Genomic DNA, 26,992 nt, shown 5'->3' with positions numbered 1-26,992 from the left:
TCATCCGGCTGCCGCGCCACCAGCACACTGTCGCTGTCGCCCAGCAGGCGAAGGCTGCGGGTGACAGCCGAGAGCGCTTCCGCAGGCTGGACGGGTGGATGCACGAGCATTTCCGGTGGGTGAGACGGGATACCGGTGGGTCGTGCAGGACAACGACGCGAGCGACGGCGTACCTCTGGTCGGGCGCGCGCCATGTGTGTGTGTGGCGACCGGGTTCGCCGGCTGGGGTGCGAGCGGAGGGGCGATGGCCGGTCAGCTGCTGTCAGGAATGCTTGCCCGTGCGGAACCCGAGTGGGCGGAGCTGTACGACGCGCGCCGTCTCGGGAGCACCGTCCGAGAGGGGGCGGTTCTGCTGAAGCCGACATCTGACCGATGGCCCGTCTCAGCGCCGGGCTCAGAGCGCCAGACGGAGGCCCGGCCACGGCCTGGCGCGGATCGTTCCCGCGCGCTGACGGAGCGCAAGCGGCGGGTCGGCCAGTACTCTCGGCTCGCCATGGGGCGGACGGTCTTTCCAACGAGCGCCAGGGGCAACGCGTTGCGGAGGGGGCCTTCGGCGCGGACCACTATCGCTGGAGGAGCACGGCGTTACCCGTCCGCCAGGACGTGAGGAGGTGAGCTGCCAATCGGTTCTCCAGATGCACGGTGGCATCGGCTCCGAAGGCCACCTCTGGGTCCAGGTGGGGTTCTTCTTCGAGTAGGCCGCCTACCACTTCGCGGCGCACGACTTGTTCGTGCACGGCGTCCGCCTCCACATGCTCAGCGTAGAAATGTTCGGACGCGGGGCCCGCGCCGGTGCGGCGCATGGCTGCGGCGAGCCGGCGCGAACCCGGCGAGGAGGTGACCTCCACGCAGGCGAAATGGCCGACCAGCGCTCCGCGCAGTGCCCGGTGCAAGCCGAACAAGGACATGACGTTCACGACGGCGAGCGCGGGGGCTGGGGCCGCCTCCACGTAGTGGCCGTAGAGCGTGTCGAGGTCCAGGTCGGCCATGAGCTGGGCGAAGAGGTGCGCATGGATGTTTTCGGCGCGTCCCGCGCCGAACTCGTCGTATGCGATGGCGACCATGCCCGCCTTGGCCCGCCCTCGCAATCGCGGGATCACCCAGGCATGCGGGTCTGCCTCTTTCAGGTGGTAGAGCGAGCGCAGAGCGGCGTATTCGCGGATCTGCCACAGCTCTCCCTCGTGCTCAAGGAAGTAGGCAACGCTGTCCCGGTGGTCGGTGGGCTCCACCAGCAGTTCTGCGAACGCCTCGTCGGTCGAGCGGCCGGCAGGTACGTCGGCACGGAGAGCGTTGAGGAAGCGCATTTCGAGCGCCCGGCGCAGGGGCATGAGGGCAGGGTCCCACTCGCGGTCCTCTGCGACGCCGGCGAAACCGCGGTAGTGCAGCTCGTACAGCATGTAGAGGGCGAGCTGCAGATCTTCTCCATACGGGTCGGCGGCTGCGACGCCCTCGACGTTCGGCGGATCCTGCTGTGGCGAGGCCAGGGCATCGGCGAGGGCGGCTGACAGCGGTCCCCTGGCCCTTGGCAGGGTGGGGAGCGGACAGAGCTGGTTGTCAGTTGTCACTGTCACGGGCTTCCTTGGGGGCGTTTGCGGAGCGCTGGTCGCGGTGGCCAGACTCCGACGGTTTCGTGCGACGGCGGTGGCTGGTGTCACACCACGGGTACATGCGGCTACGGCGGCATGTGCAGACAGCGACGACGAACCGGTCGGAGGTGGCGGTCGTGCCGTCCTCCTGCACGATCTCCACCGGCCCTTCGATGAGGATGGGGCCGTTGCCGTCGACGGTCACACGCCGGGCGTGATCAGTTTCGTTCGGCACGGACGACCACCAGCTCTTCTGTGTCCTCGTCGGGGTGGAGCAGGCCCTGGGCGCGTAGCCATGGCAGCCGTTGGGTGATGACGGGCCCGAAGGGCACACGGGCTCGGTGTGTCACGGAGCTGCGCATGCCGGTATCGGCCAGCCGTCTGACTGTTTCGTCGGCGTCGCAGAGTGCGGAGTGGACGATGAGTAGTACGCCGTGCGGGTGAAGCACGTCTGGGGCGTGGGCGCAGATACGGTCCAGGGCCTGCCGTCCGCTGTGCCCGGCGTTCCAGGCCACTGAGGATCTGTGCTTGCGCGGACGGTGTGCGGGTGGTGTGGGGACGTAGGGCGGGTTGCTCACCACGATGTCGAAGCGCTGTTGGGCGAGCGGCCCGGTGAGGTCGCCGTGCAGTACTCGGACGCGTTGTCCGGCACGGGCAGCGTTCAGTCGGGCGGTCATCACCGCCCGGCGGGAGATGTCGGTCGCCGACACCCGGGCGCCCATGCGCGCGGCCAGGACAGCCAGTGCTCCGCTTCCTGTGCAGACATCGAGGACGTCTGTGCCCTTTGCTATCTCTTCCGCCTGGAGTGCCGCAGCAAGCAGGTGGGTATCGGCTTGCGGTGCGTAGACGCCGGGCAGTGTCCACACGTTCCCGAGGCCGGCGGGTCGTACGGCAGCGGTCGTCATCTGGAGCCTCCATGAGGTGCGAACAGGTGCGCTCTTTGTCAGTTTCGCCAGGCGCGCATCCGCCTTCGTCAGCGTGAATGTCCCAAGGGTCCGCCGCGACCCGAGCGGCGGTCTCTCGCCTTGTGCCCTGTGCCGGACCTGACATGCCAAACGCGCTGGTAACCGGCTCTCTGAGTTACCCGCTGGCCCAGGTGTTCTCAGCCTCACCGCGTGCGCAGCATCGTGTGGTGGCAGGGCGCGTGGTCCGAATTTCGCCTTGTCGCGGGCGCCCGGTCAGTCGGCGTCGGCGTCATGCACGGACACGCGAATCGTGCCGATGGTGCTGTCGGCGGCGTCGGGAATGAGCATCCCCCCGCTGACACCGGTCTGCAGGTAGTCCACTGCGGCCTGGTCGAGCACCTCGCCGGGAAGGGCTGCTGGGATCCCTGGTGGGTAGGGCGTGAGCATCTCGGCACAGACACGGCCGACCGCCTGGTCGGCGGGAATCTGCTCGACCTCGCCGAAGAAGGCGTCGCGCGGAAGCGTCGCCTGCGTCAGCCGGAGGTCGCCGGGGTCCGGGATCCGGATGTCGGGGGCTGGTGGCAGCTCGTCTGCGTGGGCTACCAGGTCACGCAGGCCGTCCAGGAGCCGCTCCGTCGTGGTGTCGTCGTCGGCGTGGGTGAGCTGGGCGTTGATGCGCCGGTGGTCGGACGTGTGCAGGTTGATGCGGTGGTTTCGACGCATCCAGTCGGCCGCGTCGTAGCCGCTGAACTTGACTCCGCTCAGGTCGATGAAGACTTGGAGGGGGTCCAGGTCGAAGGCGCGCCCGGCCGCGCAGAAGTCATCGCGGTCGTTCACGTGCAGGCCCTCGATGTCCTCAATGGCTTCACGTACCCGGCGGGACCTGGAGAGGGCGTCGTCCAGGAGTTCGCGGCCGTGTTCGACCATCTGACGACGCCAGCCGTCGAGGGCGGCATAGATGAGGACCGAAGGGCTGGTGGTGTCCAGGAGGTCGGCGCGGGAGGCGAGAGTTTGCGCGGTGACCAGATCGCCTTGGAGGTGGAAGACCGACCCTTGTTCGAGTCCGGAGCCCATTTTATGGACGGAGGTGACGCACACGTCCGCGCCGGCGTCCATGGCCCAGGCAGGCAGCTCGGGGTGGAAGGGCAGGTGGGCGCCCCACGCTTCGTCCACGATCAGTGGTACGCCGTGCTCGTGGCACAGCGTCGCGATGGCTCCGATGTCGGCGCAGGTTCCGTAAGGAGTGGGGCTGGTGACGAGCGCGCCCCGCGCATCCGGGTGCTGCTCGAACGCCGCCCGGAAAGCCTCCGGGGCCGGTGGGTGGGCAACGTGCAGATCGGGATCCCACTGGGGATCGACCCACACCGGGCGGATACCGGCGAGGATCAAGCCGGAGATGACTGACTTGTGCGCGTCGCGTCCGACCAGGAGTTTTTGGTGCGGTCCGGCAACGGACAGCATGGCGGCCTTCACCGACAGCGAGCTGCCGCAGGTGGAAAAGAATGTGTGCTCGGCGTGGACGGCGTCGGCCATGAGGTCTTCCGCCCGCTCCAGGACCTTCTTCGACTGTGTCCGGTCGTCCAGGCCGGACACCGCGAGCATGTCCGCGCCGAACAGGCTATCTCCCAGTACGGCCCGCACCCTCGGGTCGGCCCCCCGGCCCTGCTTGTGTCCGGGCGGGGTGAACGGCAGTTGTTCCTGCGCCTGGTACGCCTTCAGAGCGTCGAGAACGGGGGCTTTCGAATGGTCCATGATATGCGGCTTCCCGGGACAGGAGGGGCGAAAACGGTAGGAGTGAAGGCCCGGGGGCGGCACACGAGGGTCCGTCTCTCAACACTCCTGCCGCCCCTGCCGACGACCTCGAGCATGACGGTGCCGACCGGGTACAGGGCGGTGATCACCGCTCCAACGGCCAGGTCGCCGCTGCGGGCGGCGAACAGGAACAGCACCAGCAGGTTGGCCACCGAGTCGAGCACGCCGACCGCCGCCGAAATCCTGTACGCGGGCTTCTCCGCGCCCAGCCGCCGGATCATCGCTCCGGCGGCGGCCAGGGTGACGACGGAGGGCACGGCACGGCCGACGATCAGCGGGCCCACCCCGCTCTCGGACGGTGCCTGGTGCAGAAAGACCAGCTGCAAAGCGATCGCGGCCCCGGCGCCGAAGGCCAGCAACAGCGCGGTCCGCGAGGGGCGGCCGACTTCGTCCCGTGCCCGGCACTGACCAGGACCACGGCCGCCAGCCCGAGCGGCAGGCCCACCAGGCCGGCCAGCCCCAGCCGCTCGCCCTGCACCAATCCCCCGCCGACCGGCAGCATCGCCGACACCAGCGCGGTGACCAGCGTCAAAACGTTCATCGGACCCGTTGCCAGGGTTGGTAGAGCAGGGCGAACGTAGCGGCCGACGCCACGCCGGACACGGCGCCCCAGGCGAGAGTCGCGGGGGCGCAGAAGGCGCCGAGCACGGGCCACAGCTACAGCTACAGCTCGACGGTGAGCGAGGCCGGGCGGCGATCATCACCGTGCGCGAGACGTGGGCCTTGCGGGCGTCGAGGCCGCCGAGGAAGTCGGCACATCCATTGGCCAGAGAACTGCCCAGGGCCAGCAGCAGAGCGAATACATCGGTCAAGGTTCCCTACGTTGTCTGCGGGACACCGGCCTCCCCCGTCACCGGACCCTGGAGACGTGGCTCGCGCTTAAGCCTTGACCAGGTGCGCGAGCGGATCGCCGCCCTGGCGCGGCGCGAGCGAGAGCAGCGCGCGGGTGAGGCCTACGGCCGCCGATCCCGGACTTCGCGGTCGAGCCCGGGATCGCCGCCGAGCGGCCACCGCTGTACGTCCATGTCGGCGGCTGCCACACGGTTGGCAAGCGCGTCCACGCGGTGACCCGCGACGTCGCCGCCTGGCCCGTCACGGACGGCGGGGAGGCGTGCTCGCACTGCCGCGCCGACGCGGCCCTCGGCGTCGGGCAGCGCCGCTCCTGGCGGCCGTGTCCCGGCCGCGGCCGGCTCGTTGGACCGGGCGGTGTGGTCAGGGCCTGGCGGGCCCCTCCGTGCCGCGGCGGGGCCCCGCCAGCTTCGACACCTGTCAGGGGCCCCGTCCCCGCAGTGCCGCCCGATGCGACCTGTCGCGCGAGCGGTCGGCACCCGGTCACCGGCACACGGCGCCGCGGTGTGGGTGACGACCGTGCTCTTGCACGCCCCGGCGAACACCATCAGCGTCTCCTGCTCCGCCTGGTCGGCCAAGAGGCCCTAGCGGAGTTTCGTGCCGCCCCACTCGCCGGCGTATCGACAGTCCTGGCCCCCGGCCGGCGGCATCCACTCGGCCGGGTCCTTGTCGGCATTCGACCTGTTCGATCGCGCGGCGACCGCCACCAAGCTGGTGTGCGCCCTGGTCGTTCGCGTACGCCTCCCGGCCCGCGGGCGTTGAGGCGCTGACCCCTGAGTCCCACGACTCGGCGAGCGGGACGACGTGGTCGATGTCCCAGGAGCCCGGGGCCGTCACGCCATCCTTTACCGACAGGGGGCACTCGGGCTCCCCCGGCCCGTTGAGGTCTACGCCGGGCCTGGGGGCAGGTGGACGGTCATGATCAGGTGGCAGGTCTGGGTGCCCGTGCCGCGGTAGGTGTGGGTGGTGTCGGCGTCGAAGGTGGCGGTCTGTCCGGCGGTGACGGCGTATTCGGTGCCGTCGACGACGAGGACCATGTCGCCGGCGGTGACGCTGACGGTCTCGGTCACGCCGGTCTGGTGGGGGTGGCTGGGGTATTCCTCGCCGGGTTCGAGGGTCCAGCGCCAGACCTCGGTGGCGGCCGGGCCGCCGGTGGTGAGCATGAGCCGGGCTTCGCTGCCGTGCTCACCCTTCCACAGGGGCGTGACGGCGTCGGCGCTGACCATCCGCACGCGTTGTTCGAGGCTGCCTTCCATCAGCGCGGAGACGGAGACGCCGAGGGTGTCGGCGAGGCGAACCAGGGTGGCGAAGTTGGGGTTGCCCTGGGCTTTCTCCAGTCCGACGAGGGCGCCCTTGCTGACCTTGGCGCGGCGGCCGAGTTCGTCCAGGGACAGTCCTGCGCGGGTGCGGGCCGCGCGGACGTTGTGCGCGAGCGTCCGCAGTGCGGCCTCGGTCTCGGGCATCGGGCTCATCCCTCCGGCAGCAGGTCGGTGTGCTGCACCCTTCGGTCGGTCGGTTGACCACCTACGGTCGGTGCGTTGTACGGTGTAGTCGTTCCAATGACGGTAGGGGATGTACGTACCGTGATCGCTCTTCTGCTGGCCCTGGGCAGCTCCCTGGCCTACGGATGCGCCGACTTCCTCGGCGGCCTGGGCGCCCGCAAGGCTCATGTCCTGCGGACCGTGATGATTCGCCGCACCGGCCTCGCTGACCGTCGAGCTGCTGCTGTGGCCCTTCCTCGGTGCCTCCTTCGCGCCCGCCACTCTCGCCTGGGGGGCTGCCTCCGGCGTCGCGTCGGCCGCCGCGTTCGCCCTGCTCTACAAGACGCTGGCGATCGGCCCGATGAACGTGCTGTCGCCGATCACCGAGCTGGTCTCGGCGATGCTGCCGGTGGGCGTCGGCCTGCTGCAGGGCGAGCACCTGGGCTTGGCCGGGCTGATCGGCCTGCCGCTGGCGCTGGCGGCGGTGGTGCCGGGCACGGGGCGAAGTCGGCACGGCCCTCGCGCACTGCGCTCTTGGCTTTCGGCGCCGGCGCGGCGATCGCTCTGCAGCTGGTCTTCCTGCACCAGGCGCCCTCCGACAGCGGCGTCGGTCCGCTGATCGTCGGCCGTGCCGTGTCCTCCGCCGTCACCCTGGCCGCAGCCGGCGTGATGTTCCGGCGTCTGGGCCCGGAAAAGCCCGCGTACGCGATCTCGGCGACGGCCGGGGTGCTGGACTCGGTGGCCAACCTACTGTTCCTGCTCGCTGCCCGCAGCGGCGACCTCGCCGTCGTCGCCGTGATCACCGCCCTCTACCCGGCCAGCACCGTCCTGCTCGCCCGCAGCGTCCTGGCCGAGCGCATCCACCGCGGCCAGCTGATCGGCCTGGGCACCGCCGCCGCCGCCGTCAGCCTCCTCGCCCGCACACCACCCTCGAAACGGACCTCCGATGACCCTCTTCCGCCTCACCCCGGCTGTCGCTGACACCTTCCCCGACACCCTTATCGCCGTCGTCACCGCCACCGGTCTGCGCGGCCGCGAACCGTGGCCAGCCACCACCGCCGCCCTGGAAGAACTGGAGGCCCGGCTCGCCGACGGCTCCTGGTCCCCGGCCGACGAGAACGACCCGCGCATCGAGGCATGGCATGCCGTCTACCGCGCCTTCGGCACCAACCCCCGTCGCATCCGGCCCAGCGTCGACGCCCTGGGCCGCCGCCTGGCGAAGAAGGGCCCCCTGCCCCGGATCAACCCGGCCGTCGACTCCTACAACGCCGTCTCCGTCCGCCACGGCCTGCCCGCCGGCGCCTTCGACCTCGGCCAGGTCACCGGCGACGTCGAGATCCGCTACGCCGACGGCAGCGAGACCTTCACCCCGCTCGGCGAGCCCGGCACCGTCGAGACGCCCAAGCCCGGCGAGGTCATCTACACCGACACCACCGACGTCCTCACCCGGCACTGGAACCACCGCGACGCCCACCGCACCCGCGTCACCGAGGACTCCACCCGCGTCGCCTTCGTCCTGGAGACCGTCGCCGCCACCCGCGACGAGCAGCTGCTCAAGACCGCGGCTGGCGACCTGCAGGAACTCCTGCAGCCGCACTGCGACACCAGCACCGTGCACTACCTCAACCCGGCCCACCCCGACGCCACCGTCTGACCAGCCCGGCCCGCCCGCTCAGCACCGCGGCAGCCACCCCCGCCCCGCCGAAAGCCCCCCGCACCCCCCTTTTGGAGGCCGTCTTGTCCACCGGCCTGAGCGCCTTCCCGCTCACTCCCGTCCCCGGCAACGGCAACGTCGACGAGAAGGCGTACGCCGCGCTGGTCCAGCGGCTCGCCGCCGCCAGCGTCGACTCCATCGGCGCGCTGGGCTCCACCGGCTCCTATGCCTACCTGTCCCTTGAGGAGCGCGCCCGCGTGACCCGCCTCGCGGTCGAGCACGCCGACGGCGTGCCGGTCATCGCCGGCATCGGGCCCTGCGCACCCGTCAGGTGCCGGCGTCGACCAGGTGCTCGGCGGGCAGCAGCCCGCGACGAGCCAGGCGGGTGTGGATGCCAGGCAGGACCTGGCTGTCGTGGGTGGTGGCCGCGGTGGTGGCGACATCCTTGATCACGTTGGGGCCATCGGCAGCACAGCTCTCGGTCAGCGGCCTCCCTCAGGCGCGCGAGTGCGAGGTCGAGGAGACGGTCGGCGCGGCCGTCCTCGGCGAGACGATCACGGAAGTCGCTCAGCACACTGTGATGGAACCCGGGATCGTCCAGCTCCATGGCCATCGCGTACTTGAAGTCGATGCGGCAGCGGACAGACTCGGCAGCCTGCCTGTCCGACAGGCCGGGCAGGAACTGCAGCACACAGACGGTGGCCAGCTGAGCAGGTGAAAGACCCGGGCGTCCGTCCCGCCGGTACCAGTCCGCGAAGTCCTCGTCACGCCACAGCCCGTCGAGGCGGTCCCGCACCCATATCGCCGTCGTGCCACCCGGGTTGCTCGCCCGCGCAACCTGCGCAGTCAGAGACGGAACCTGCTCACCGGAACAGGGACGAAGGGACAACGAGCACCTCGACAGCTGTATCGGTCAGCGGAACTACCCGAGCATGCCCGTCGATCTTGCTGCCGCACCGGGAAACTCCAAGATTCCCGACAGAGTCAAGCTCAGTCACTGCCCGACAATCTGGTCCTGACGGTGTCCGCTTACCCGACAGGACGAAAAGTCCTAACGGTCGGCCACCACCGCGTCGTGGATGGCCCATCCGAGGTCCCCGGCTGACCAGCTGACGTTGCTCAGCACGGCGATATCCACGTCGCCCTCGGGGTAGTGGTACAGCCGGGCGCTTGCGCCGTCCTCCTCACCTGTGTGTCCCCACCGCACGACGCGGTCGTTGTCGTCGAGGAGGAAGGTGAGCCCGAAGCCGTACATCCAGCGGTAGCCGCGTACCTTCTCTTCCCGTTCTGGGACCTGCGGGGTGAGGGCGAGCCGCGTCGCCGTCTCGTTAAGGAGCGTGCCTGACCGCAGGGCGCGGGCGAAGGCCACGAGATCGTCCGCGGTGCAGGTGGCTCCTCCGTCTGCCGCGCCACGGGGCGTGGTCCCGTAGAGGTTCGTGCGCAGGGCTGCGGGGCTGTCGGCGCGAGCGAGGTAGCCCTCGGCGAGGCCGGGCCCCGCGGAGTCGAGCGCCATGAACCCGGCGTCGGACATGGCGGCGGGTGCGAAGACGTAGCGGTGGATCGCTTCGATGAAGTCCAGGCCCGTAAGTTTCTCGATCATGAGGCCGAGGAGGATGTATCCGGCACCGTTGTACCGGTAGCGCTCCCCCGGCGCAAAGTGGCCCGGCTTGCCGATAAACAGCGGCAGGTAGTCCGCGTTATCGCGCAGCAGGTAGAGCGGGTGCGCGGCGCAGAGTGCGGCCCAGTCGGCCGCCCAGGTCTCGCTGTCCTCCTCGAACCAGTCCGCGATACCCGACGTCATGGTGAGCGCATGGCGCAGGGTGATGCCTGAGTCGAGTGAGGGGTGCGCGTGGCGCACGTGCGGCAGGAGTGGTTCGTCGAGGTCCACCGCACCGTCCTGGGCCAGGCGCAGGACGGTGACGGCCGTGAACGCCTTGGATATGGAGGCTATCCGGAACCGTGTGTCCATGGTGTTGTCGATGTCCCATCGACGGCTGGCCTTGCCGTAGGCGCCCTGCAGCACCGGCCTCCCTTCGGCCACCACGCTCACTGTCCCGGAGAACCCCTCCGCCACCGCGTGTTCGACGACCGACCGCACCCCCGCGCCGAATCCCACACTTGCTCCGGACATGGTGCCTCCCTCGTACGACAACGCGGTGATCTCCGCGGGGCAGAGGATCAGGAGGGGCCCTGGTGGCGCAACCGATTTCTGCCCTGCAGTCCGGGTGTGGTCGGGGCCCGGAAGGCAGCCGTCGGGGGCGGACGATGTCCTCTCCACGGGACGACAGAACGCCAACTGCGTCCCGATACACGTCCCGGGAGGGGCGGCTGCCGGGCGATGAGAACGTTACCTGGAAGGGAAGTTGCACAAGGGTTGCCTTTGTCCTTGTCTGCGCAGCCGCCCGCAAATTCCTGAGTGCGGCTTGCCTGGCAGGGTGTGGGCGCAGCGTTGAAGGGGCGGTTCACCTCCGCCCCCTCGATGCTGTGACAAAGGTCCTGTCTGCGCTCAGCTGGCGGGACCTGTGTTCAAGCTGGTCGAGCCCGCACCGCCCCGGTGGCCCGGGGTAAGCGCAGCCCACCTTGTCGCCCTCGTGCGGGCCGGTGCCCGCTTCGAACGCGGCCGGCTCTTCGAACGCTGGAAAACCTCGCAGCATGAACAATCTCAACTGATCGACAGGATCTGTCCGACAATTGCTTCCTGCCGGCTTCCTCAACAGACAGGTGGACTAGCGTGGGCGCACCGCACCCGCTCCTCACATTCTTCATGGCTGCCGCCGACGGCTGCTTCCCTCCGGTCGACGGCCGTGTAACGGTGCTGCCGCCCCTGCCCAGGGGACTTGAGTGCTCGGTCGCCTTCACCGGCCACGCCGTCATCGCCACCGCCATGACCAGTCAGGCCGTACATACCCGGGGACCAGATGGCTTCGGCGAGTCGCTCTCGCCGGATTTCCTGCGTCACTTGGCCGGCCCGAAGGGCTGGATCGGTGTCACCGACGCGACACTCACGGCTCGGGGCACGGGTGGCCCACCGCGTCTGGCAGAGCTGACCGATGCAGATGATCATTCACGCGTCCGCTATGCCCGGGAGATGCGGACGAACGTCAAAGTCTACGGTGACGAACGCGGCCTCGTCACGCTGGCCGACGGCCTCGCCGGGCGGCGCGAGCTGAGCATCGAACTCCACCGTGTTCAGGACGGCAGCAAAGGACATGGGCGGTCGCTCCTCACCGACGCCCTTTCCCTGGTTCCGGAAGCCGACCCGGTCTTCGCTGCCGTGTCCCCCGGCAACGCCCGTTCTCTACGCGCCTTTCTCGCCTGCGGCTTCACACCTGTAGGCAGCGAGGTTCTGCTGCGCCCCGAACGGGGATAGCCAGGCACGCTGCTACGGACAAACCCCAACTACGTGCCTCCGCGGACGATCCACACGTATGGACAATCGCTCCCCGCGGGTGCCGACGAAGTCGGTCAAGCGGGTGGGCACGGGGACGGCGGAGAAGCCGACAAAGTCGACGCGGAGGTAGAGGAACCAGTGATCAGGGCCCGCGACCTCGACGACATCGCTGACGGAGACAGAAGGATGTCGTCGGGCCAGGTCTGACCGGCGTCATCCGCGCAGTAACGGTTGCCCACAACAGCGCGTCGGCGTCAGGCGTCGTGGTCACGGACACGGACGTCGGTGTGGAAGACCAGGCGCACACGGCTGCCATCGGTGCAGGTGGCCTCGGCGAGCGAGGGATGTGGCTGATAGCTGTCGAAGCCGTGACGGGCAGTGCTCATGTAGGCGGTGGCAGCGTGCACGGTCGGGGCGGAAGTGCTGTCGGTGTCGATGCGGGTGGTGACGGCAGGGCCGCGGCAGAGCAGTCGGCGGCCTCAGAGGCCCTTTGCGGCGCGTCAAGCCGACGCCACCTTCGGAGTCGATTGCAGGGCTCTCAACCGGTGAGGAAGGCTCCCCGGCGGCAGGGACGGCACACGAGGACGTAGCCCAGCTGACCGCCGAGGTTCATCGAGGTCTCGTAGGTCATCCCTTCCTCCAGGTGGGCCACGAACTCCATGGTGACGGCGCAGGAGGGGCACGCGGGTACGCGTTCGTTCTCGAGGTAGGAGGGATTGCCGCCGAGTGACCCGAGCACTTCGCGCTGTTGCCCGAACCGTTCGCCGGGTTCGCGCATCCACCCCTGGCGCGACGTCGTACGCGTCGGGCTCGCACTCCTCGCCGGGCTCAACCCCCTCCGCCTCGGTCTCGTCGACCTGCTCGGGATCGAACTCCACCACGTGGGTGCGGATGCCGGAGACGGCGGGCAGCAATGCCAGTCCGGCCCCGGGTACGGCGACCGGCCGCAACCCCTTCCGGGGGAACAGGCAGACCCTGTTCGCGCTGGAGCCCGCGTCCCAGATCTCGCACGCGCCGGGGTCGTTCTGGCACAGGAATACCGACAGGACGCCGTACGCGACGGGGAGGCGGGCCAAATCGTTGAGCCTACGGCGCTTCCGTTCCCGCGCCAAGAAGCCAGCCGACTACCGCCCTCACTGCCCCGGAGACACCGGCGCCAACGAGCGCGAGAGCAACCTTCAGCGACGTCTTCCGATTCATCATGACTGCCTTTCCGAGGAAGAACTGGTCCTGCAACACTCGCCGTCTCAAAGGGTGTTGCGCCAAGAGCTACACGTTGCGGATCCTGTGGGACACACGGCCTCAGCACGCCCAGAGGAGACGTAGGGGTGGGCGACGAGAGTTATGCCGAGGACGGCCGCGGCCTTGACGGGGCCGCCGGCCGCCCCGCGGCTCGCGACGGCATGGATGAGCCGGTTTTCGGAGAGCTGGTCCCCCTCGATCACGATGCGGTGTCGCAGGCCAGCGGCCTGCAGCCCTTGGCCGAGGACATCGTGGGCGAACGGCGTGACTTGGCTGTGGCGCTGCGCCAGTGTTTTGTGGAACTGAAAGTCTCCGTGCGCAGGTATGCGGTCCTGCGCCGCTACAGCGCGAGCAGCGTGAGCCGCTATCTCAGCGGGGAGACCGTGGCTCCGGACCACTTCATCGCCGTGCTGATCGACGATGTCGGCAAAGAGCTCGGGCGCCCGCTGTCTTCGGAAGTGCGCAGCCGCCTCACAGACATGCAGCGTGCGGCTTTGAAGGCGACGAACAGCCGGGCTTGGCGAGTGCAGCAGCTGGAGGACCAGCTGGCCGGCGCGCTGCAGGAGAAGGCGATCGCCAGAACGCAGGCTGACGCGGTGGCGTCCAGGCTCCTGGAGTATCAGGAACGCGTCGCGGTCTTGGAGGCTGAGCGTCAGCAATTGGCCCATGAGGTGTCGCACCATCGGGCCGCAGACATCGAACTGGACCTGTTGCGCGTGGAGCAACGCCGGATGCTGACGAGTCACGACGCGCTACTCCAGCGGGTCTCTGAGCTGGAAGCTGCCCTCGAAGCAGCCGAACAGCGTGTTGCACTGGCCGAGCAACGCTGCGCTGATCTGGAGCACACGCTCCTTGCAGCAGACGCTGCGGCAGCGGTGGAGGAACAGCTCGACAGTCAACGGACTGAGCGGAAGCTGGCTGAGAGCCTTGCTGAGCTGCGCACCGCGCAGGCCGAGGTGGCGCGGCTGCGGGCTCGGGATCAGCCGGGACCTGGCGGAACCGCGAGCGGGTCTGGTCCAGGAACGGTGGTTGAGCTGCGGACTCGTGAGCCTCTGTCCCGTGTCTCGGTTGTCTATCCCGGCTATCACCAGCCCTGGGCTGCCTGGATCGCGGCGTGCTTGGAGGGGCACGGGCACCGCGCAAGAATGCAGCGCTGGGAGCCGGGTCGTGCCGCTTTGGAGGACTACTTCCGGGACCTGCTTCTCACCCGCGGGCAGATCGTGCTCATCGTCAGCGACCGGTTGCTCGCCTCCGAGACCCGCCCGGCCGGTGAGTGGAGCAGGGCCCTGCGTGGCATTGTCGCGGCGAATGCTGATCGAATCCTCGCCGTCAGCCTTTCCGACACGCCGCTGCTCCGTGCTGGTGGGTCGCTGGAACCTGTACCTATCTGGGGTATCGGCGCGGAAGAGGCCGCAGCCCGCTTGCTCAGCAGGCTGGACCATCAGGTCCGCAGGGCCTCCGCTCGGCCGATCCCGCCGAGGGCAGAGGTCCGTTTCCCCAACACTGCGCCCACGATCTGGGGCTCGGTCCCCCGCCGCAATCCTCGCTTCTCAGGCCGGGATGACCTCCTTGACATGCTTCAACGACGGCTGACAGGCGCCGAGCCTGCGAACGCCATCTGCGCTCTGCTCGGCATGTCCGGCATCGGCAAGACACAGATCGCCATCGAGTACAGCCACCGATTCGGCTCGGACTACGATCTCGTCTGGTGGGTCGACTCCGATGACCGCGACACGCAGAGCGACCGCTTAGCCGAGCTGGCCGCCGAACTCGGCGTGTCCAGCAGAGGCGCATACGGTGATCGCACCCGGGCTGTCCGCGAAGCCCTGCGTCGTGGCGACCCATACAGCCGCTGGCTCATCATTTTCGACGGCTGGGACGACATCGACGATGCCGCAGGCATGCTGCCCCAGGGCCCCGGCCATGTGCTCATCACCTCCCGCAACCGCAGCTGGGGCAACCACACCGAAGTCCTCGAGGTCCCGAGTTTCGACCGAGCCGAGTCCATCAGCTATCTGATGCGCCGCGCGCCGCACCTTTCGCAGCGCGAGGCCGACCAGGTCGCCGCAGAGGTCAGCGACGTACCTCTCCCGCTCGGTCAAGCCGGCTCCTGGCTTGGCGAATCCGGCATGGACGTGCGCGAGTACCTGCGCAGGATCCGCGACGGCGGGCTGTCCACCGCCGACGAGAGCTCGCGTGAGGGGACTTCTCAGTCCTCGCTCACCTCCTGGTCGATCCTGATCGGCCGGCTTCGCGACACATCCCCGCAGGCCCTGGCCGTCCTCAGCCTGTGCGTCGCCTTCGCCCCCGGCGACATCCCTCTCGGAATCGTGCGTGACAGCGCGCCTGCCGATCTCCCCGAAGACCTACGGTGGATCGCGACCGACCAGGCCGCGTGGACTCGCGCCCTCGACACCCTGGTCAACTACTCCGTACTCAACCGCCCTCGCGCCAACGACGCCGAACCAGGACCGGGCTGGGAGATGGTCTACATGCACCGGCTCGTCCACGACATCGCCGCCCGGCTCACCAGCAGCGAACACCGCGAGGCACACCGCCAGGCCGTCCGCACCCTCCTGGCCAAGGCTGACCCCGGCAATCCGATGGAAAGCCGGCACTGGCCTCGCTACGCCGCACTCCTCCCCCACCTCGAGCCCTCCGGTGCGCTCACCAGCCGCCACCCCACAATGCAGTCCGCCGTACTCAACTGCCTGCGGTACTGCGACGCCAGTGGCCGGTACGAGGCAGGCATTGACCTTGCCGCACGGACTCGCGCCCACTGGAGCACGTCCATGAGCCCGGCCGATGAGCCGATGCTGAGTGTCATCCTCCAGGAGGGGGCAGTGCTACGCGCCGCGGGACACTTCCAGGCGGCGTACGACGGAGATCGACTGGCACTTACAGAGCTCAAGTCAAAAGAGCCGCGCAACCTTCTCGGCGAACTCACCGCCTCCAGCGCAATCGCCGTCAACCTGCGGCACCACGGCCGATATGAGGAGTCCTACCACCTGCAACAGAGCGTGCTCAACGGCCTCATCGACATCTCCGGACCGGACACACCAGCCACGCTCACCGTCCGATACGAGCAAGGGATCACGCTCCGGATGCTCGGCCAATTCCGGGACGCCTACGAACAGGACGTGGCGAACCAGAAGCTGCAAAACCGCATCCTCGGAGACAACCATCCCGCCACCCTTGCTTCAGCCACCGCCATCGCTCGTTCCCAACGGCTCCTGGGCCGCTACAACGAGGCACTGACGCAGCAGCAAGCCGTCGCCCGCCGGTATCTGAGCATCTTCGGCAAAGACCACCCCCGATGTCTCGAGGCCGATATAGAACTTGCTCTCTGTCAGCTGCACAGCGGCCGTTTGCAAGGCATGGCCGACTCACTGGCCGCAGTACTGACCCGGGCTACCGACACGCATGGGACGCAGCACCCCACAACACTCCTCTGCATGACGGTCTACGGCAATCACCTCAGGGAACACGGCGACCGCGAGCGGGCGGGGAAGCTGCTAGCTGAAGCCGAAGCCGGCTACCGGACACTCCTGGGGCCTGCTCACCCCATTGCTCACGGCGTTACCGCCAACACAGCGCTTCTCATGCAACGGATGCATGAGCCCGACAACGCCCTGGCCATGCTTGAGAGGGCTCTCGTCGGCATGACATCGTTCCTTGGATCCAACCACCCCTGGGTTCTCGGCTGCGCGCTCAACACCGCAGCCTCGCTCAGCACCAACGGACAGCATACGGAGGCCTCCGCACTCAGCCGGCGCACCCACCGGCAGGCCCGAGAAACACTTGGGGACGAACACCCTCTGAGCCTGGCCTGCCAGGTCGCGCTCGCCTGCGACCTGCGCAGCACAGGCGAAACTGAGGAAGCCGGGCACCTCGAGAAGGCAGCTCTGCACCTCCTCACCGACACCCTCGGCGCCCAGCATCCGCAGACAGAATCCGCCCATCGCCGCAAGCGACCCCACGCGGACTTCGAGCCCAGCATCAGCTAACCAGCATCAGCACGCAGCGGCCTCTGTGCTCAGCCACTGCAAAGTCACCGCATCAGCGCGAAAACGTCAGCCGGTTCGTAGACCCCGGCAGACCGGGCGGCGATGTCCCGGATCCGCCTCGTACCCAGCCGGAACTTCGGATGACGCCACTTCAGATCCTCCAGAAGCCGACAAAACGTCACCCGGCTGGGCAGGTGCTCCTCGTCAAATCCCGTGGCCAGCAGCCGGGCGCGGGTCCGCTCGACCACCATCTTGCGCGACCGCGTCGCCCGGATGGCCAGTCGGCGGGAGGCGCAGAGCGAGGAGGGCGACGTAGCAGCGGGTACGTGCACCGTCGCACCCCCAGCCATGGCTTCACCGTCCGCCGGACTGCTCGATGGTGAAGGCGCTGCCAGCGTGGGTCAGCCGCAGCAGCCTCGCCAAGGTGTGCGGGACTGTACACAGCCGCAGCTCGCTGCCGGCGGTCTTCGCCGCGCGGGCGGCGGCCAGCAGCGCGGACAGGCCGGTGCATTCGCAGAACGTCAGCCCGCCGCAGTCGACTTCGACCCGGTCATGGGCCGCCACGGCAGCCCGGAGGGGGTCAGCTCGCCCGCGCGGCCTGGCGGGGGGTCAGCTCGCCAGCGCGGCCTGGCGGGGGGTCAGCTCGCCAGCGCGGCCTGGCGGGGGGTCAGCTCGCCAGCGCGGCCTGGCGACTGGAGGAGGCGCGGAGGATCACGGCGAGGGCGACCAGGACGATACCGAACCAGACGACGCTCGTGACGCCCAGGTGGTCGGCGAACAGGCCGCCGATGAGGGCGCCCAGGGCGATGCAGGTGTTGTAGGCCATGGTGTTGAGCGACATCGCGGCCTCGAAGGTGTCGGGGGCCGCCGCGAGCGTCATGTTGATCTGGCTGAGCTGGACGACTCCGAAGGCGAGGCCCCACAGGACCATCGCGGCGATCACGCCGATGTCGTTCGTGCCGATGGCCAGCAGCATGACGAGTGCGGCGATCATGATCAGGCCGCCCACGATGAAGCTGCCCCGCAGGCTCTTGTTGACGGTCTGGACGCCGATGAAGTTGCCGATCGCGCCGCCGATGCCGAAGACGATGAGGACGACGGTGATGAAGCCGACACTGGCGGACGTGCTGTCCTCGAGGTAGGGCCGGACGAACGTGTAGGCACCGAAGTGGCCGAGGACGAAGAAGACGACCATGGCCAGGACCACCCGCAGCGGCACGTTCTTGACGGGCAGTTCGAAGACCTCGCGGACCGAGACCGCGTTGGCCGACGGCAGCAACGGGATCGTGAAGGCGACCGCGAGGAGCACCAGGGCGCTGAGGCCGGCCCAGATCAGGAAGGTGGCGCGCCAGTCGCTGGCGCCCTCCAGCAGGGTGCCGAGCGGGATGCCGACGACGGTGGCGATCGAGATACCGGACATCACGACGGCGGCGGCCCGGTTGGCGTGCTTCTCCGGGACGATGCGCATGGCCATGCTGACGCCGATGGCCCAGAAGACGCCGCTGGCGAAGCCCATGATCAGGCGGGTGCCCAGGATCAACGGGTAGTTCGGGGCGATCGAGGTGATCAGGTTACCGACGGCCAGGACTGCCAGCAGCGCGGTCAGCAGGCGGCGCCGGTTGACGCGGCGGGTCCACGCCACGATGAACGGCACCCCCAGACCGGCCGCGACGCCCTGGGCCGTGACCATGAGGCCGGCTGAGCCCACGGAGACCCCGAGGCTCTCGCTGAGCGGGGTGAGCAGGCCGATCGGCATCAGCTCGGTGGTGAGGAAGACGAACAGACTGGCGGTGATGGCGGCCACACCCAGCCATCCCCGGGTCGGGGTCAGCGGCTTCTGCGGTGTGGTGGGGGAATTCGTCTCATCTTGGATGGTCATGTCATCTCTCCGGATGTGGTCATGGCGTGGGGACGTGCGCCCGCCGTTATCCGCTGCGCTGCTGTTCCAGAGCGGGTGGGTCGGGGGAGGGTGGAGCGGTGCTGCGGGGTGGGGCCGGCGGAGAGCGCTCTGAGCGGCGGCGGGCCCGGTCGTCGCACTCCGCGAGGCCGCCGGGTTCCCCCGCTACAAGTCACTTCGCAAGTTCGACTTCGACGCGAACCCCAACATCGACGCGAGCCATGATCCACACTCTCGCCAAACGCGAGTGGATCAAGAAGGGGCTGCCGCTCTGCCTCATCGGGGACTCCGGCACCGCAAGTCCCACCTGCTGATCGCGCTGGGCACCGAGGCCGCGATGGCCGGCTACCGGGTCAAGTACGTCCTGGCCACCAAGCTCGTCAACGAGCTCGTCGAAGCCGCCGATGAGAAGCAACTGACCAAGACCATCGCCCGCTACGGCCGCGTCGATCTCCTCTGCATCGACGAGCTCGGCTACATGGAACTCGACCGCCGCGGCGCCGAACTGCTCTTCCAGGTCCTGACCGAACGCGAGGAGAAGAACAGCGTCGCCATCGCCTCCAACGAGGCCTTCTCCGGCTGTACGAAGACCTTCACCGACCCCCGCCTCTGCGCGGCTATCGTCGACCGTCTCACCTTCGGCGGCAACATCATCGAAACCGGCACAGACTCTTACCGACTCGCCACCACCCGTGCGCGCACTGAACAACAGCAGGTCAGCTGAACCGGCCCTGAGCACTTGATCTCTGTCGCCAACGAGCTCTAGGGTCGGTCGAACCAACGTCTTCCTACTGGAAGTGTTCATGCCTCGCCGATCACCAGGCGAGATCAGAGCCCAGCTCCCGCGACGCCGAACGCACCATCGGCGGGCACCCGTGATCTGCGGCCTGTCCTCCTCGGCGAACAGGCAGATCACTGCCTTCGAACGGGGTCACAGCCTCCCCGCGGGCGAGGTCTCACACGCGTTCCGTCGCTGGAATGCGGATGTCCGACGGCCACGCGAAGACGCCGATCGGTTCTACGAACGCGATGACACGGACCTCCGCAACGGCGACTACCACGTCCGCACCCTGCTGGAGATCACACTCCATGCCCTGAGGTCCAAGGCACGACGCGAGCTGAGCGCAGTCATCGGTCCCGCAGACGAACGCGTCCTTGACCGCACGCTGAACAATCCCTTCGCGCCACAAGACCTCCCCTGGTGGATGCGTCGAATCGGTGTCTGAACCCCCAGCCGTTGCTGGTTCTGACCAACATCTCCAAGCGCCTCAGGCCGGAAGCGCTGCCAGCACTGGCCGACATTCGTTCTTCGTTTTCACCTATGCAGCCAGTACGGGGCCGTCCTCACTGGAAGGCATGGGGTCTGGTGCAGCAGCGGTTGTCCCGGCAGATCCGCCACGCGGTCCGGTCCGCCATCGCGGCCCCGGCATCGCGTGCCTCGTCGGCCAGGAAGCGGTAGCCGAACTCCGGATCCTCGCGGTGGGCGTCGAAGAGCGCGTTCGCGCGATACGCCTGGGTGAGGACGGCGTGGCCCACCGGCTTGTCGAGCCAGCGGTAGTACGGCTGTCTGGCGAGCTTGAGTACCTTCTCTGAACTCGGGACCCCATGGCCTCAATTCCGTCTACAACGGGCAGGCTCACAAGCTGCCCGAATCCGCGGAGCCAGCGTACGGGGCCATGATCTCTCGCCCCATGGCAGCTCCAGCCCACAACCGCTCCGTCGACCTCACGCCGTCACCCGGCCGCGGCGCCCGTACGCTGCACGGCAACAATGCTGGAGAGCGAACACCCTGGGGGCGAGACATGGAAGATCGTGAGCGGTTCACTCTGCTTCGGATCACTGGCAAGTACGGCGGCAGCGTGGCTATTGAACTCGATGAATCCGGAGCACCCGGCGTCCCCGACAGCAGCGGCGAGCTAATGGTGCACAACGACTTCGTGGCCGGAGTCACCCGCACCTACGTCGAGCCGTACGACCTCGCTCCCTGGGAGCACGTGCTGGACGAGGTCGAGGCCGGCCGAGACGCTGTTTGGCGCGAGCATGCCCGAGTGGCCGAGATCGGCATCCGGCTCGTGGACCGGGAAGATGACCAGGACCAGATCACTGTCACGGTCGCCGACCAGCAGACAACACGGGTGGCCGTCAGCCTGCAGGTGAACCGCGGTTGGATCGAAGAACAGCGTGCGCTGCTCCATGGAATCCGCAAGGCTTGGAAGCACGTTCACCCGACCGCATTGCGGTAGCTGCCTCGGTACAGCAGCGGAGTACCGTAGCTCTACAGAGATCGGTCGCTACCGGGCGAAGGGGCCACATAAGCGGCCTGCTGCGCCGGTCACAGTCGGCGTGGGTCGCTGGGGTTGCGAGGGTTAGGACACTCGTGCGAGTGAGCGGCGAGTGAGCCGACCTAAGCGATGATCTTGCTTCAGCGTTCTTGCAGTTCAGGAGGATGCTGGGCTGCAAGAGTTGATCGAGTGACGGGGTGCCCTGGGGAAGGGGCGCCCCGAAGCTCCAGTGGCGGCTACTCGTTGGCTTCGCCTGCGCGGGCAGTGAGCTGGGAGAGGCTGGGCAGGCCCAGGAAGACGGGCGACTGCTTCTTCTCTTGCTGGGCTTCGATCTGGGCGATCTTGTCCTCGGCGGCGGCGAGGCTGGTGGACAGTCCATCAATTTCGCCGAACCATCCTTCGCGTTCGGCTTCGGCGATCCTGTCTTTGAGGTTGTCGCGGATCTCTTCCAGGCGGGGCTTCTCCTCCAGGGTGCCGATCAGGACCGGGCAGCGGACGCAGGCTTCTCTGAACTTGCCGGTTGGACCCCTGGACCACCTCCGAGGCCTCGATAGAGTCGGAGTGATGACTGGGAACCGAGGCCGTTGGCCGAAGATCGATGAGGAACGCGGCGTCGAGGACGTGACGCTTCTGATCTTGGAGTGGCTGGGCGAGCAGGGTGTGAATGCCATGATCAGGATGGACGCCGAGAGACTGGCTGACAACGCGCCGGCGTGGACGTTCGCTGCCAGCGGCGGCCCGTTGGCGCATGGGATGCGAGCCGATGGGAGGACTGTTCAGCAGTGCATGTCCGTTGCTCTCGCCCGTCTGCGCGACTCCGGTCTGTCGGTTCCGTTCTGATCTTCGACCGCCTCTGCTGAAACCTCGCTTTGGGAACTCAGTTGGAGCGATCTGATTGCTGGAGGGCTGGTCAGGGCAGGAGCGGTCGGGTTGCGGTCCAGGTCACGAGTTGTTCCCGCACCAGGCCGGGTGCCAGGTAGCCGACCAGGCTTTCCAGATGGGCCGTCAAGTTCTTGTGTCGCCGCAGCTCTCGGATCTGCCCGGTGGGAAGGTCGCGCCAGCCCTCGGCGAGAGCAGCGGCCTGCGGGGGCGTGAAGGACAGTGCGTCGAGCGTGTCGGACGCCAGCGCCTCGGGACTCCAGTCGGGGTCTGTGTCGTCGGGGCCCAGCCGGTCGATCACCCACATCCGGAGCATGAAGTCCTGCTGAGCCACGCGCGCAGGGTGTCCCTCGGCGTGGTCGAGCATGCGTCGGTTCGCGAGCAGCGACAGCTTCGCCCACTGGCGACGGGCTTCCTGGGGATGGCTGGAGTTGTAGGCCTGTGCCTGCGCGGCGACGCGTGCTGTCTCAAGTTGCTGGCCGCGGGCGTCATGGATGAACGTCTGGAGCTGGCCGAGCGTCCACGCGCTCAGATCGTGGCCTGGTTCTTCTCGATGTGCGTCGCTACTCAACGTCCCCGCTCCTGGTCGTAGGCATGCCGAGGATGATGGTGGCCTTCTGGGACTGCCTGTCGATCTGGGCGAGCTTATCCTCGGCTCCGGCGAGGCTGACCTTGAGTCCTTCGACCTCGCCGAGCCAGCCTTCTCGCTCGGCCTCGGCGATGCGGGCGAGGAGGTTGTCGCGGATCTCCTCCAATCGGCCGCGCTGGGCCGGGTCCGGTCGGAGGAGCGAGCAACGTACGCAAGCGTGTTCATGGATACAAGGGCTTGAAAAGGCGCGACCGCAGGCGCCGATGGAGACCTTGCGCTTCTCGAAGTGCGCGAGGAAGGCGTCCCATTCCTCCTCGGTGGGGGTCCGATACTCTTCGCTGGGCCGGGTGGCCCTGCGGCGGGCGATGAAGGCGCGATGGGCCTCGATGGTCTCGGCCGGGTAGATCGCCTTGTAGCCCATCGTCGTGTCGAGACTTTTGTGCCCGCAGATCACTTGGGCGATGTGTGGTGGCAGGCCGTTCATGATGGCTTCGGTCACGAAGATCCTGCGGAAGTCGTGCGGGGAGAAGACGAGCAGTTCCCCGCCGGGATCGGTCAGCCCCGTGGCGGTCAGCGCGTTGATCAGAAGCTTGCGGAGGGCGGTCGGGGTGAAAGCGCGGTGTTCGGTGCCGATATCGCGCTGGAACAGTAGCGGCATCGACGGGTTCCAGACCCGCTCGTGGACGTCGTAGGAGGTCACCAGCGCGATCGCACGGCTTCTTCCTCGCAGGCGGCGGATGATGGTGGAAAGGATGTCCGCCAGTTCCGGGCTGACAAGCCGGAGCCGTTCGCTGTCGGTCTTGGACGGGGCAACCTGCAGCAGGGGCACAACTTCGCCGGTGCTGGGGAGCCGGTATTCGGTGATGCTGTGGTGGGTCAGCTCCAGGAGCTCCTCGTTGCGGATGCCGGTCAGGCGCAGGACCTCGATCGCGGCGAAGGCCCAGAAGGCTTCGCTCTCTTCGTAGGTGAGGTTTCGCCGCCGCCCGGTCGAGGTCTCCTCGGCCCAGATCAGGTGCCCGGCGGCCTTCGGCGCGACGGCTCTGCGCAAGGCCCCGGCGGTGTCGGGGATCAGATCCCCGGGCCGAGTTTGTTCGGCGGCAGCCAGTAGTTCGGCTGCGGCGCGACGCCTTCGGTCGGCGGTGTCGGTCAGCACCGGCAGGACGGGAGGCCGTTCGCGGGTGCGCTGGTCCATCCGGGCCTTACGGTGTTTGCGGTCCTTGGCCTTGCTGATCTCCTCGTCGCTGATCGGGCAGGGCACCACCCACGGCGCCCAGCGGGCCGGCTCTTCCGCGGCCCAATGGGCGATGTCCAGATAGAAGGCGCGGACGCGGATGAGCTCGTCCTTGGCGTTCAGCCGGGGGCTGGCGATCTCGACGGCGGTGCCGTCTGGACCGATCGTGGTGCGCTTCTTGGTGGCGATGTCCGTCTTCCAAGCCCGGGCCAGTGCCGACGGCAGCCGCAGGGAGTCGATTCCCGGTGCTAGCGCTTCGATCCGGGTCCAGAACAGCCCCGCCAGGGGTCGCGAGACCGCGTCCAGGCTGGTGTAGTCCAACGACGGTTGCCGTTCGCGCAGGTAGTCCACGGGGTCTGCCGCACGATCGGGTGACATCTGAACTGGCTTGCCCTGTAGGGCAGGTGGGAAGGATGTCGCTGTGCCGAAGCCTTATCCGGAAGAGTTCCGCCAGGACGTCGTGCGGGTCGCGCGGAACCGCGGCCCGGGTGTGACGGTCGAGCAGGTGGCCACCGACTTCGGGGTCCATCCGATGACGTTGTGGAAGTGGATGCGCCGGGCGGACATCGACGACGGCGCCAAGCCACACTCGGCCGGCTGACCCCCATCGAATACGAGACCGTCATGACCACACCGGCCCTCCAGGCCGCGTGACTTCAACCTGTCACCCGCTCCTGCACCAGACCCATGTTTCCATGCGAGTGCGAGTAAAAGACTTCGATCACTTGGTGCTCAATGTGCGCGATGTCGAGCGTTCCCTGAAGTTCTACTGCGGGTCACTCGACCTGGAACCGGCCCGCGTGGACGAGTCGAACGTCGGCCCCCGGATCGCCCTCAGCGCCGCGCAGGCCGCCGACAAGACGCACGCTCACAAGAGACACCGCCGGGGCGTTGTACGTGCCGGCCACGGTCGCCATTCCTCTCCCCCGACCTGCTTCCGTGCACCGGCCCCCTGCACCTCGTCCGGCTCTTCTGTGGGTCGGCCGGACGGCGGCGGTCGAGAATCTCGACGCGCATGTCCGCAGGAGCGGTCTTCGTGGCTTTCCTTCCGCCCGGACCTGGTGGACGGGCCCCTCACGGTAGGAGGGTGCGCTGCGGATGCAGCGGGTGTGCTCCGGGTTTCCCAGGGCTTGGTACGCGGGGTCGGATCGCGGTGCCGGGCCCTGGCGCGCCGGAGTGCTGACGCACGGGATCGGCACACATCACTGACAGGCTGCTGGGAGCAGCCGGGCCGGCTCTGCGTCTGAGCGGATGGGGCCGGCGGATGGCGACGGGCCATGACTGGACCGTCAACTCCACTGCTGTAGCGACTCGTTCGAAACATTGGGGGGTGGGGCGGTGCGGGTGCGCGCAATTGGCCCGTGCACACTGAGAGTTCGCGGGGGCCGTGTGCGGCGCCTGCGCTTCGGGGCGGTCGTTCAACCGCCGTACATCAGCGGGCCCACCGGGTACCCGCCGGACCACCGGGAGCAGCCATGGACAGCGTGACCACTGAGGTCAATTCCGAGTTCACACAGGTGCAGTTGACAGGCCCGGCCGACGCGGTCGCGCGCCTGATGCAGCATCTGGCGGGGGTCGGCGAGGTGATCTTCGGTCCGGTGTCGCAGCCGGCTGCCGGAGGCAACGTCCTGTGCACTGCGCAGCTGGTGACCCGTCCCCCGGCTGTCTCCACGGCGGGTCCGGCGAGCGGGCAGCGTGCGGTCGTGACCGTCCAGTCGGTGCTGGAGCTGGACCCCGTGGCGCTCGCGGCTGAGGACGCCGCCGAGGGTGTCGCGTCGTCGGTGGCGGACGCGGCAGGGCAGTTGCCTGGCGTCCGGGCGGCCAGCGCCCGCCTGGTCGCTGTCGTGGGGCTGCCCGGAGTGCGGGAGTAGACGGCCGTGGCCGGGGCCGAAGCCCAGCTTGGGAACGAGGGTGTTGCACTGTGGCTGACCGACTGGAAGATCTCTCACAGCGACACGTGGGTGCCCAGGCGGATAATGGCCCTGGTCGGCGGCGAGATGGCCGGGCGGCTGGACTTCCTGCGCCATCCCGATGGTCGGGCCCTGACGGTGTGGCAACTGGCGGTCGAGCCGCGGTTCCAGCGCCGTGGGCTGGCCTCGGTGATGATGGATGCCCTGCATGCGGCGCATCCGCAGGCCTGGATCAACCACGGTTCCCGGCAGCACGCCGGGGCACGGTGGTGGGACGCGTACACGGACCCGGCGCCGGAACGCAATATTCACAACCGGCCCATGTCCGAATGGGCGGCGTACTTCCCCGCGCTGCAGGTGGCCGCACACCGGGCAGCGAACGCCTACCGAAATCAGGAACTGGGCCTGGACGGGCACCGGGACGCGGAACACCGATACGGGCAGCCGCTGGAAGAAGATGCGCTTGAATGGGCCGCCGCCTACCGGGAGGCTGCGGCGTCCGGACCCGATCCGGCCGTCCAGAACCTGTACGGCGGGATCCGGATCGTTCTGCCGCCGCGGATTCACCGGGTCGTGCACGACGGTCAGCGCAGCGCCGCGGAGCGGGCCGACCTGCTGCTCCATCACATCGGACACGGCAACCTGCCCCATGACCAGCCGTGGAGCGCCTCCCGACACGCCGCCTTCGGGGACCTGGCGGAAGAACAGATCCGCCTCCCGCCAACGCAGTCCGAAGCCGCCTCCACGCATGTCACCTTCCAGGTCCGGCTCTCGGCCGGGCAGGAAATGCCCGAGCATCATGCACGGGCCGACTGGGTGCGCTACCTCGACTCCCCCGGAATCGAGGTGGACGTTCACGGCATGGCATGGCGGGATGCGGCCACACCGTGGCTGACGCACGAGACAGACCTCAGCCCTCCGGTCGGCGCCGCGATCGCCCCCGAAGGCCCGGTGAGCGCCCGTTACGCCGCCCGCTATGACGTGATCGGGGAACTACGGCCCGGCCTGAGCACCCGCCGCCAACCCGAGGATCTCCTCGCCGCGCGGGAGGTAGAGATCGCGGCTCTCGCGCGACGTATCACTGCCGAAAGCAGCGCACGCCTCGCCGCCTCCGACCCGCCGGAGCCTGTTAGCGAACCCCGACGTGCAGAGCAGCCCCCGGGGCAAACCCCCCACCGGAGTACCTACGACCAGCAGCCACCACGACTGCACTAGCCGGTCGCGCGCGACAGAACGGACGCTCTGCCTGAGCCAAAAAGTTGTCGGCATCCTCGACA

The 26,992-nt window shown here is 68.4% G+C and carries 24 protein-coding genes and 7 pseudogenes; 12 read left to right on the top strand and 19 right to left on the bottom strand.

What is annotated here, in order from left to right; genetic code table 11:
* Positions 1-563: 563 nt before the first annotated feature.
* From JE024_RS36640 to JE024_RS42210, 5 genes and pseudogenes are all read right to left on the bottom strand, one after another.
* Positions 564-1,571, bottom strand: coding sequence for an iron-containing redox enzyme family protein (locus tag JE024_RS36640; protein WP_372449903.1), 1,008 nt, complete (start codon positions 1,569-1,571; stop codon positions 564-566).
* Positions 1,555-1,791 (bottom strand): CDGSH iron-sulfur domain-containing protein, encoded by a 237-nt coding sequence (locus JE024_RS36635; protein WP_244883501.1) that lies wholly within the window; start codon positions 1,789-1,791, stop codon positions 1,555-1,557. Before JE024_RS36635 ends, JE024_RS36640 begins: the two co-directional genes overlap by 17 nt.
* 13 nt (positions 1,792-1,804) lie before the next feature.
* The gene (locus tag JE024_RS36630) at positions 1,805-2,491 is read right to left on the bottom strand and encodes a HemK2/MTQ2 family protein methyltransferase (RefSeq protein WP_205378145.1); all 687 of its coding nucleotides are present in this window, start codon (positions 2,489-2,491) and stop codon (positions 1,805-1,807) included.
* Positions 2,492-2,764: 273 nt separating this feature from the next.
* Complete coding sequence (locus tag JE024_RS36625; RefSeq protein WP_205378144.1) at positions 2,765-4,243, bottom strand: aminotransferase class I/II-fold pyridoxal phosphate-dependent enzyme; 1,479 nt, start codon at positions 4,241-4,243, stop codon at positions 2,765-2,767.
* Positions 4,244-4,353: 110 nt separating this feature from the next.
* A pseudogene (locus tag JE024_RS42210) lies at positions 4,354-5,115 on the bottom strand (DMT family transporter); the annotation flags it as partial.
* Positions 5,116-5,268: 153 nt separating this feature from the next.
* On the opposite strand from JE024_RS42210, the pseudogene JE024_RS42445 reads away from it, so the two are divergent.
* Positions 5,269-5,436: pseudogene (locus tag JE024_RS42445) on the top strand (DUF6233 domain-containing protein); the annotation flags it as partial.
* Positions 5,437-5,649: 213 nt separating this feature from the next.
* Here JE024_RS42445 and JE024_RS41490 read toward each other — a convergent pair.
* Both JE024_RS41490 and JE024_RS36615 read right to left on the bottom strand, forming a co-directional pair.
* Positions 5,650-5,989: pseudogene (locus JE024_RS41490) on the bottom strand (HNH endonuclease); the annotation flags it as partial.
* 50 nt (positions 5,990-6,039) lie between these two features.
* Positions 6,040-6,615, bottom strand: a complete 576-nt coding sequence (locus JE024_RS36615; RefSeq protein WP_205378143.1) for a helix-turn-helix domain-containing protein — start codon at positions 6,613-6,615, stop codon at positions 6,040-6,042.
* Positions 6,616-6,735: 120 nt separating this feature from the next.
* Here JE024_RS36615 and JE024_RS42205 point away from each other — a divergent pair.
* The 3 genes and pseudogenes from JE024_RS42205 to JE024_RS36600 all read left to right on the top strand — a co-directional run.
* A pseudogene (locus JE024_RS42205) lies at positions 6,736-7,614 on the top strand (EamA family transporter).
* Positions 7,580-8,287 (top strand): B3/B4 domain-containing protein, encoded by a 708-nt coding sequence (locus JE024_RS36605; RefSeq protein ID WP_205378142.1) that lies wholly within the window; start codon positions 7,580-7,582, stop codon positions 8,285-8,287. Before JE024_RS42205 ends, JE024_RS36605 begins: the two are co-directional and overlap by 35 nt.
* Before the next feature lie 71 nt (positions 8,288-8,358).
* Positions 8,359-8,541 (top strand): annotated as a pseudogene (locus JE024_RS36600) (dihydrodipicolinate synthase family protein); the annotation flags it as partial.
* Positions 8,542-8,614: 73 nt separating this feature from the next.
* On the opposite strand, the gene JE024_RS42000 reads toward JE024_RS36600, so the two are convergent.
* The 3 genes and pseudogenes from JE024_RS42000 to JE024_RS36590 form a co-directional block, all read right to left on the bottom strand.
* Positions 8,615-8,740, bottom strand: a complete 126-nt coding sequence (locus tag JE024_RS42000; RefSeq protein ID WP_280521595.1) for a hypothetical protein — start codon at positions 8,738-8,740, stop codon at positions 8,615-8,617.
* Positions 8,741-8,897: 157 nt separating this feature from the next.
* Positions 8,898-9,083, bottom strand: a pseudogene (locus tag JE024_RS42710) (transposase); the annotation flags it as partial.
* Positions 9,084-9,338: 255 nt separating this feature from the next.
* Positions 9,339-10,418, bottom strand: a complete 1,080-nt coding sequence (locus JE024_RS36590; RefSeq protein ID WP_205378141.1) for a serine hydrolase domain-containing protein — start codon at positions 10,416-10,418, stop codon at positions 9,339-9,341.
* Positions 10,419-11,018: 600 nt separating this feature from the next.
* On the opposite strand from JE024_RS36590, the gene JE024_RS36585 reads away from it, so the two are divergent.
* Positions 11,019-11,657 carry a GNAT family protein gene (locus tag JE024_RS36585; RefSeq protein WP_205378140.1) on the top strand — a complete coding sequence of 213 codons (639 nt, stop codon included), beginning with the start codon at positions 11,019-11,021 and terminating at the stop codon, positions 11,655-11,657.
* 275 nt (positions 11,658-11,932) lie between these two features.
* Here the strand turns inward: JE024_RS36585 and JE024_RS41995 are convergent, their stop codons facing one another.
* Both JE024_RS41995 and JE024_RS36580 read right to left on the bottom strand, forming a co-directional pair.
* Positions 11,933-12,064, bottom strand: coding sequence for a hypothetical protein (locus JE024_RS41995; protein ID WP_280521586.1), 132 nt, complete (start codon positions 12,062-12,064; stop codon positions 11,933-11,935).
* Between the two features lie 152 nt (positions 12,065-12,216).
* Positions 12,217-12,456, bottom strand: a complete 240-nt coding sequence (locus JE024_RS36580; RefSeq protein WP_205378139.1) for a hypothetical protein — start codon at positions 12,454-12,456, stop codon at positions 12,217-12,219.
* A gap of 550 nt (positions 12,457-13,006) precedes the next feature.
* Between JE024_RS36580 and fxsT the strand changes: the two genes are divergently transcribed.
* Complete coding sequence (fxsT, locus tag JE024_RS36575) at positions 13,007-16,927, top strand: FxSxx-COOH system tetratricopeptide repeat protein (RefSeq protein ID WP_244883498.1); 3,921 nt, start codon at positions 13,007-13,009, stop codon at positions 16,925-16,927.
* 44 nt (positions 16,928-16,971) lie between these two features.
* On the opposite strand, the gene JE024_RS36570 is transcribed toward fxsT, so the two are convergent.
* The 3 genes and pseudogenes from JE024_RS36570 to JE024_RS36560 all read right to left on the bottom strand — a co-directional run bounded on the left by JE024_RS36570 (position 16,972) and on the right by JE024_RS36560 (position 18,806).
* A complete protein-coding gene (locus JE024_RS36570) occupies positions 16,972-17,178 on the bottom strand; it encodes a hypothetical protein (protein ID WP_205378138.1) in 207 nt (68 codons plus the stop codon).
* Positions 17,179-17,281: 103 nt separating this feature from the next.
* Positions 17,282-17,494 (bottom strand): annotated as a pseudogene (locus tag JE024_RS36565) (STAS domain-containing protein); the annotation flags it as partial.
* A gap of 100 nt (positions 17,495-17,594) precedes the next feature.
* Positions 17,595-18,806 (bottom strand): MFS transporter, encoded by a 1,212-nt coding sequence (locus tag JE024_RS36560; protein ID WP_205378136.1) that lies wholly within the window; start codon positions 18,804-18,806, stop codon positions 17,595-17,597.
* A gap of 226 nt (positions 18,807-19,032) precedes the next feature.
* On the opposite strand from JE024_RS36560, the gene JE024_RS36555 reads away from it, so the two are divergent.
* A complete protein-coding gene (locus JE024_RS36555) occupies positions 19,033-19,548 on the top strand; it encodes an ATP-binding protein (protein ID WP_244883649.1) in 516 nt (171 codons plus the stop codon).
* Between the two features lie 620 nt (positions 19,549-20,168).
* Here JE024_RS36555 and JE024_RS36550 read toward each other — a convergent pair.
* Positions 20,169-20,360 carry a hypothetical protein gene (locus JE024_RS36550; protein ID WP_205378135.1) on the bottom strand — a complete coding sequence of 64 codons (192 nt, stop codon included), beginning with the start codon at positions 20,358-20,360 and terminating at the stop codon, positions 20,169-20,171.
* 266 nt (positions 20,361-20,626) lie between these two features.
* Between JE024_RS36550 and JE024_RS36545 the strand changes: the two genes are divergently transcribed.
* Positions 20,627-21,067: a DUF5959 family protein gene (locus JE024_RS36545; protein WP_205378134.1), complete on the top strand. Its 441-nt coding sequence runs from the start codon at positions 20,627-20,629 to the stop codon at positions 21,065-21,067.
* A 275-nt stretch (positions 21,068-21,342) separates the two neighbouring features.
* Here JE024_RS36545 and JE024_RS41475 read toward each other — a convergent pair whose 3' ends face one another.
* The 3 genes from JE024_RS41475 to JE024_RS36530 form a co-directional block, all read right to left on the bottom strand.
* A complete protein-coding gene (locus tag JE024_RS41475; RefSeq protein WP_244883495.1) occupies positions 21,343-21,777 on the bottom strand; it encodes a hypothetical protein in 435 nt (144 codons plus the stop codon).
* A 239-nt stretch (positions 21,778-22,016) separates the two neighbouring features.
* Positions 22,017-22,556, bottom strand: a complete 540-nt coding sequence (locus JE024_RS36535; RefSeq protein WP_205378133.1) for a hypothetical protein — start codon at positions 22,554-22,556, stop codon at positions 22,017-22,019.
* Entirely contained in the window at positions 22,549-24,156 is a 1,608-nt protein-coding gene (locus JE024_RS36530; protein ID WP_244883493.1) for a tyrosine-type recombinase/integrase, read from the bottom strand. The genes JE024_RS36535 and JE024_RS36530 overlap by 8 nt, the downstream gene beginning before the upstream one ends.
* Before the next feature lie 70 nt (positions 24,157-24,226).
* Here JE024_RS36530 and JE024_RS41470 point away from each other — a divergent pair, with 70 nt between their 5' ends.
* The 4 genes from JE024_RS41470 (at position 24,227) to JE024_RS36510 (ending at position 26,930) form a co-directional block, all read left to right on the top strand.
* On the top strand, positions 24,227-24,406 hold the full coding sequence (locus JE024_RS41470; RefSeq protein ID WP_244883491.1) for a transposase: 180 nt from the start codon (positions 24,227-24,229) through the stop codon (positions 24,404-24,406).
* A 94-nt stretch (positions 24,407-24,500) separates the two neighbouring features.
* Positions 24,501-25,052: a VOC family protein gene (locus JE024_RS36520; RefSeq protein ID WP_205378131.1), complete on the top strand. Its 552-nt coding sequence runs from the start codon at positions 24,501-24,503 to the stop codon at positions 25,050-25,052.
* A gap of 228 nt (positions 25,053-25,280) precedes the next feature.
* Entirely contained in the window at positions 25,281-25,676 is a 396-nt protein-coding gene (locus tag JE024_RS36515; protein WP_205378130.1) for a hypothetical protein, read from the top strand.
* A 6-nt stretch (positions 25,677-25,682) separates the two neighbouring features.
* Positions 25,683-26,930, top strand: a complete 1,248-nt coding sequence (locus JE024_RS36510) for a GNAT family N-acetyltransferase (protein ID WP_205378129.1) — start codon at positions 25,683-25,685, stop codon at positions 26,928-26,930.
* Positions 26,931-26,992 lie beyond the last annotated feature (62 nt).

The sequence above is a fragment of the Streptomyces zhihengii genome, from assembly GCF_016919245.1.
In the GTDB taxonomy this organism is placed as follows: Bacteria; Actinomycetota; Actinomycetes; order Streptomycetales; family Streptomycetaceae; genus Streptomyces; species Streptomyces zhihengii.
This window is presented reverse-complemented; position numbering and strand designations above follow the sequence as displayed.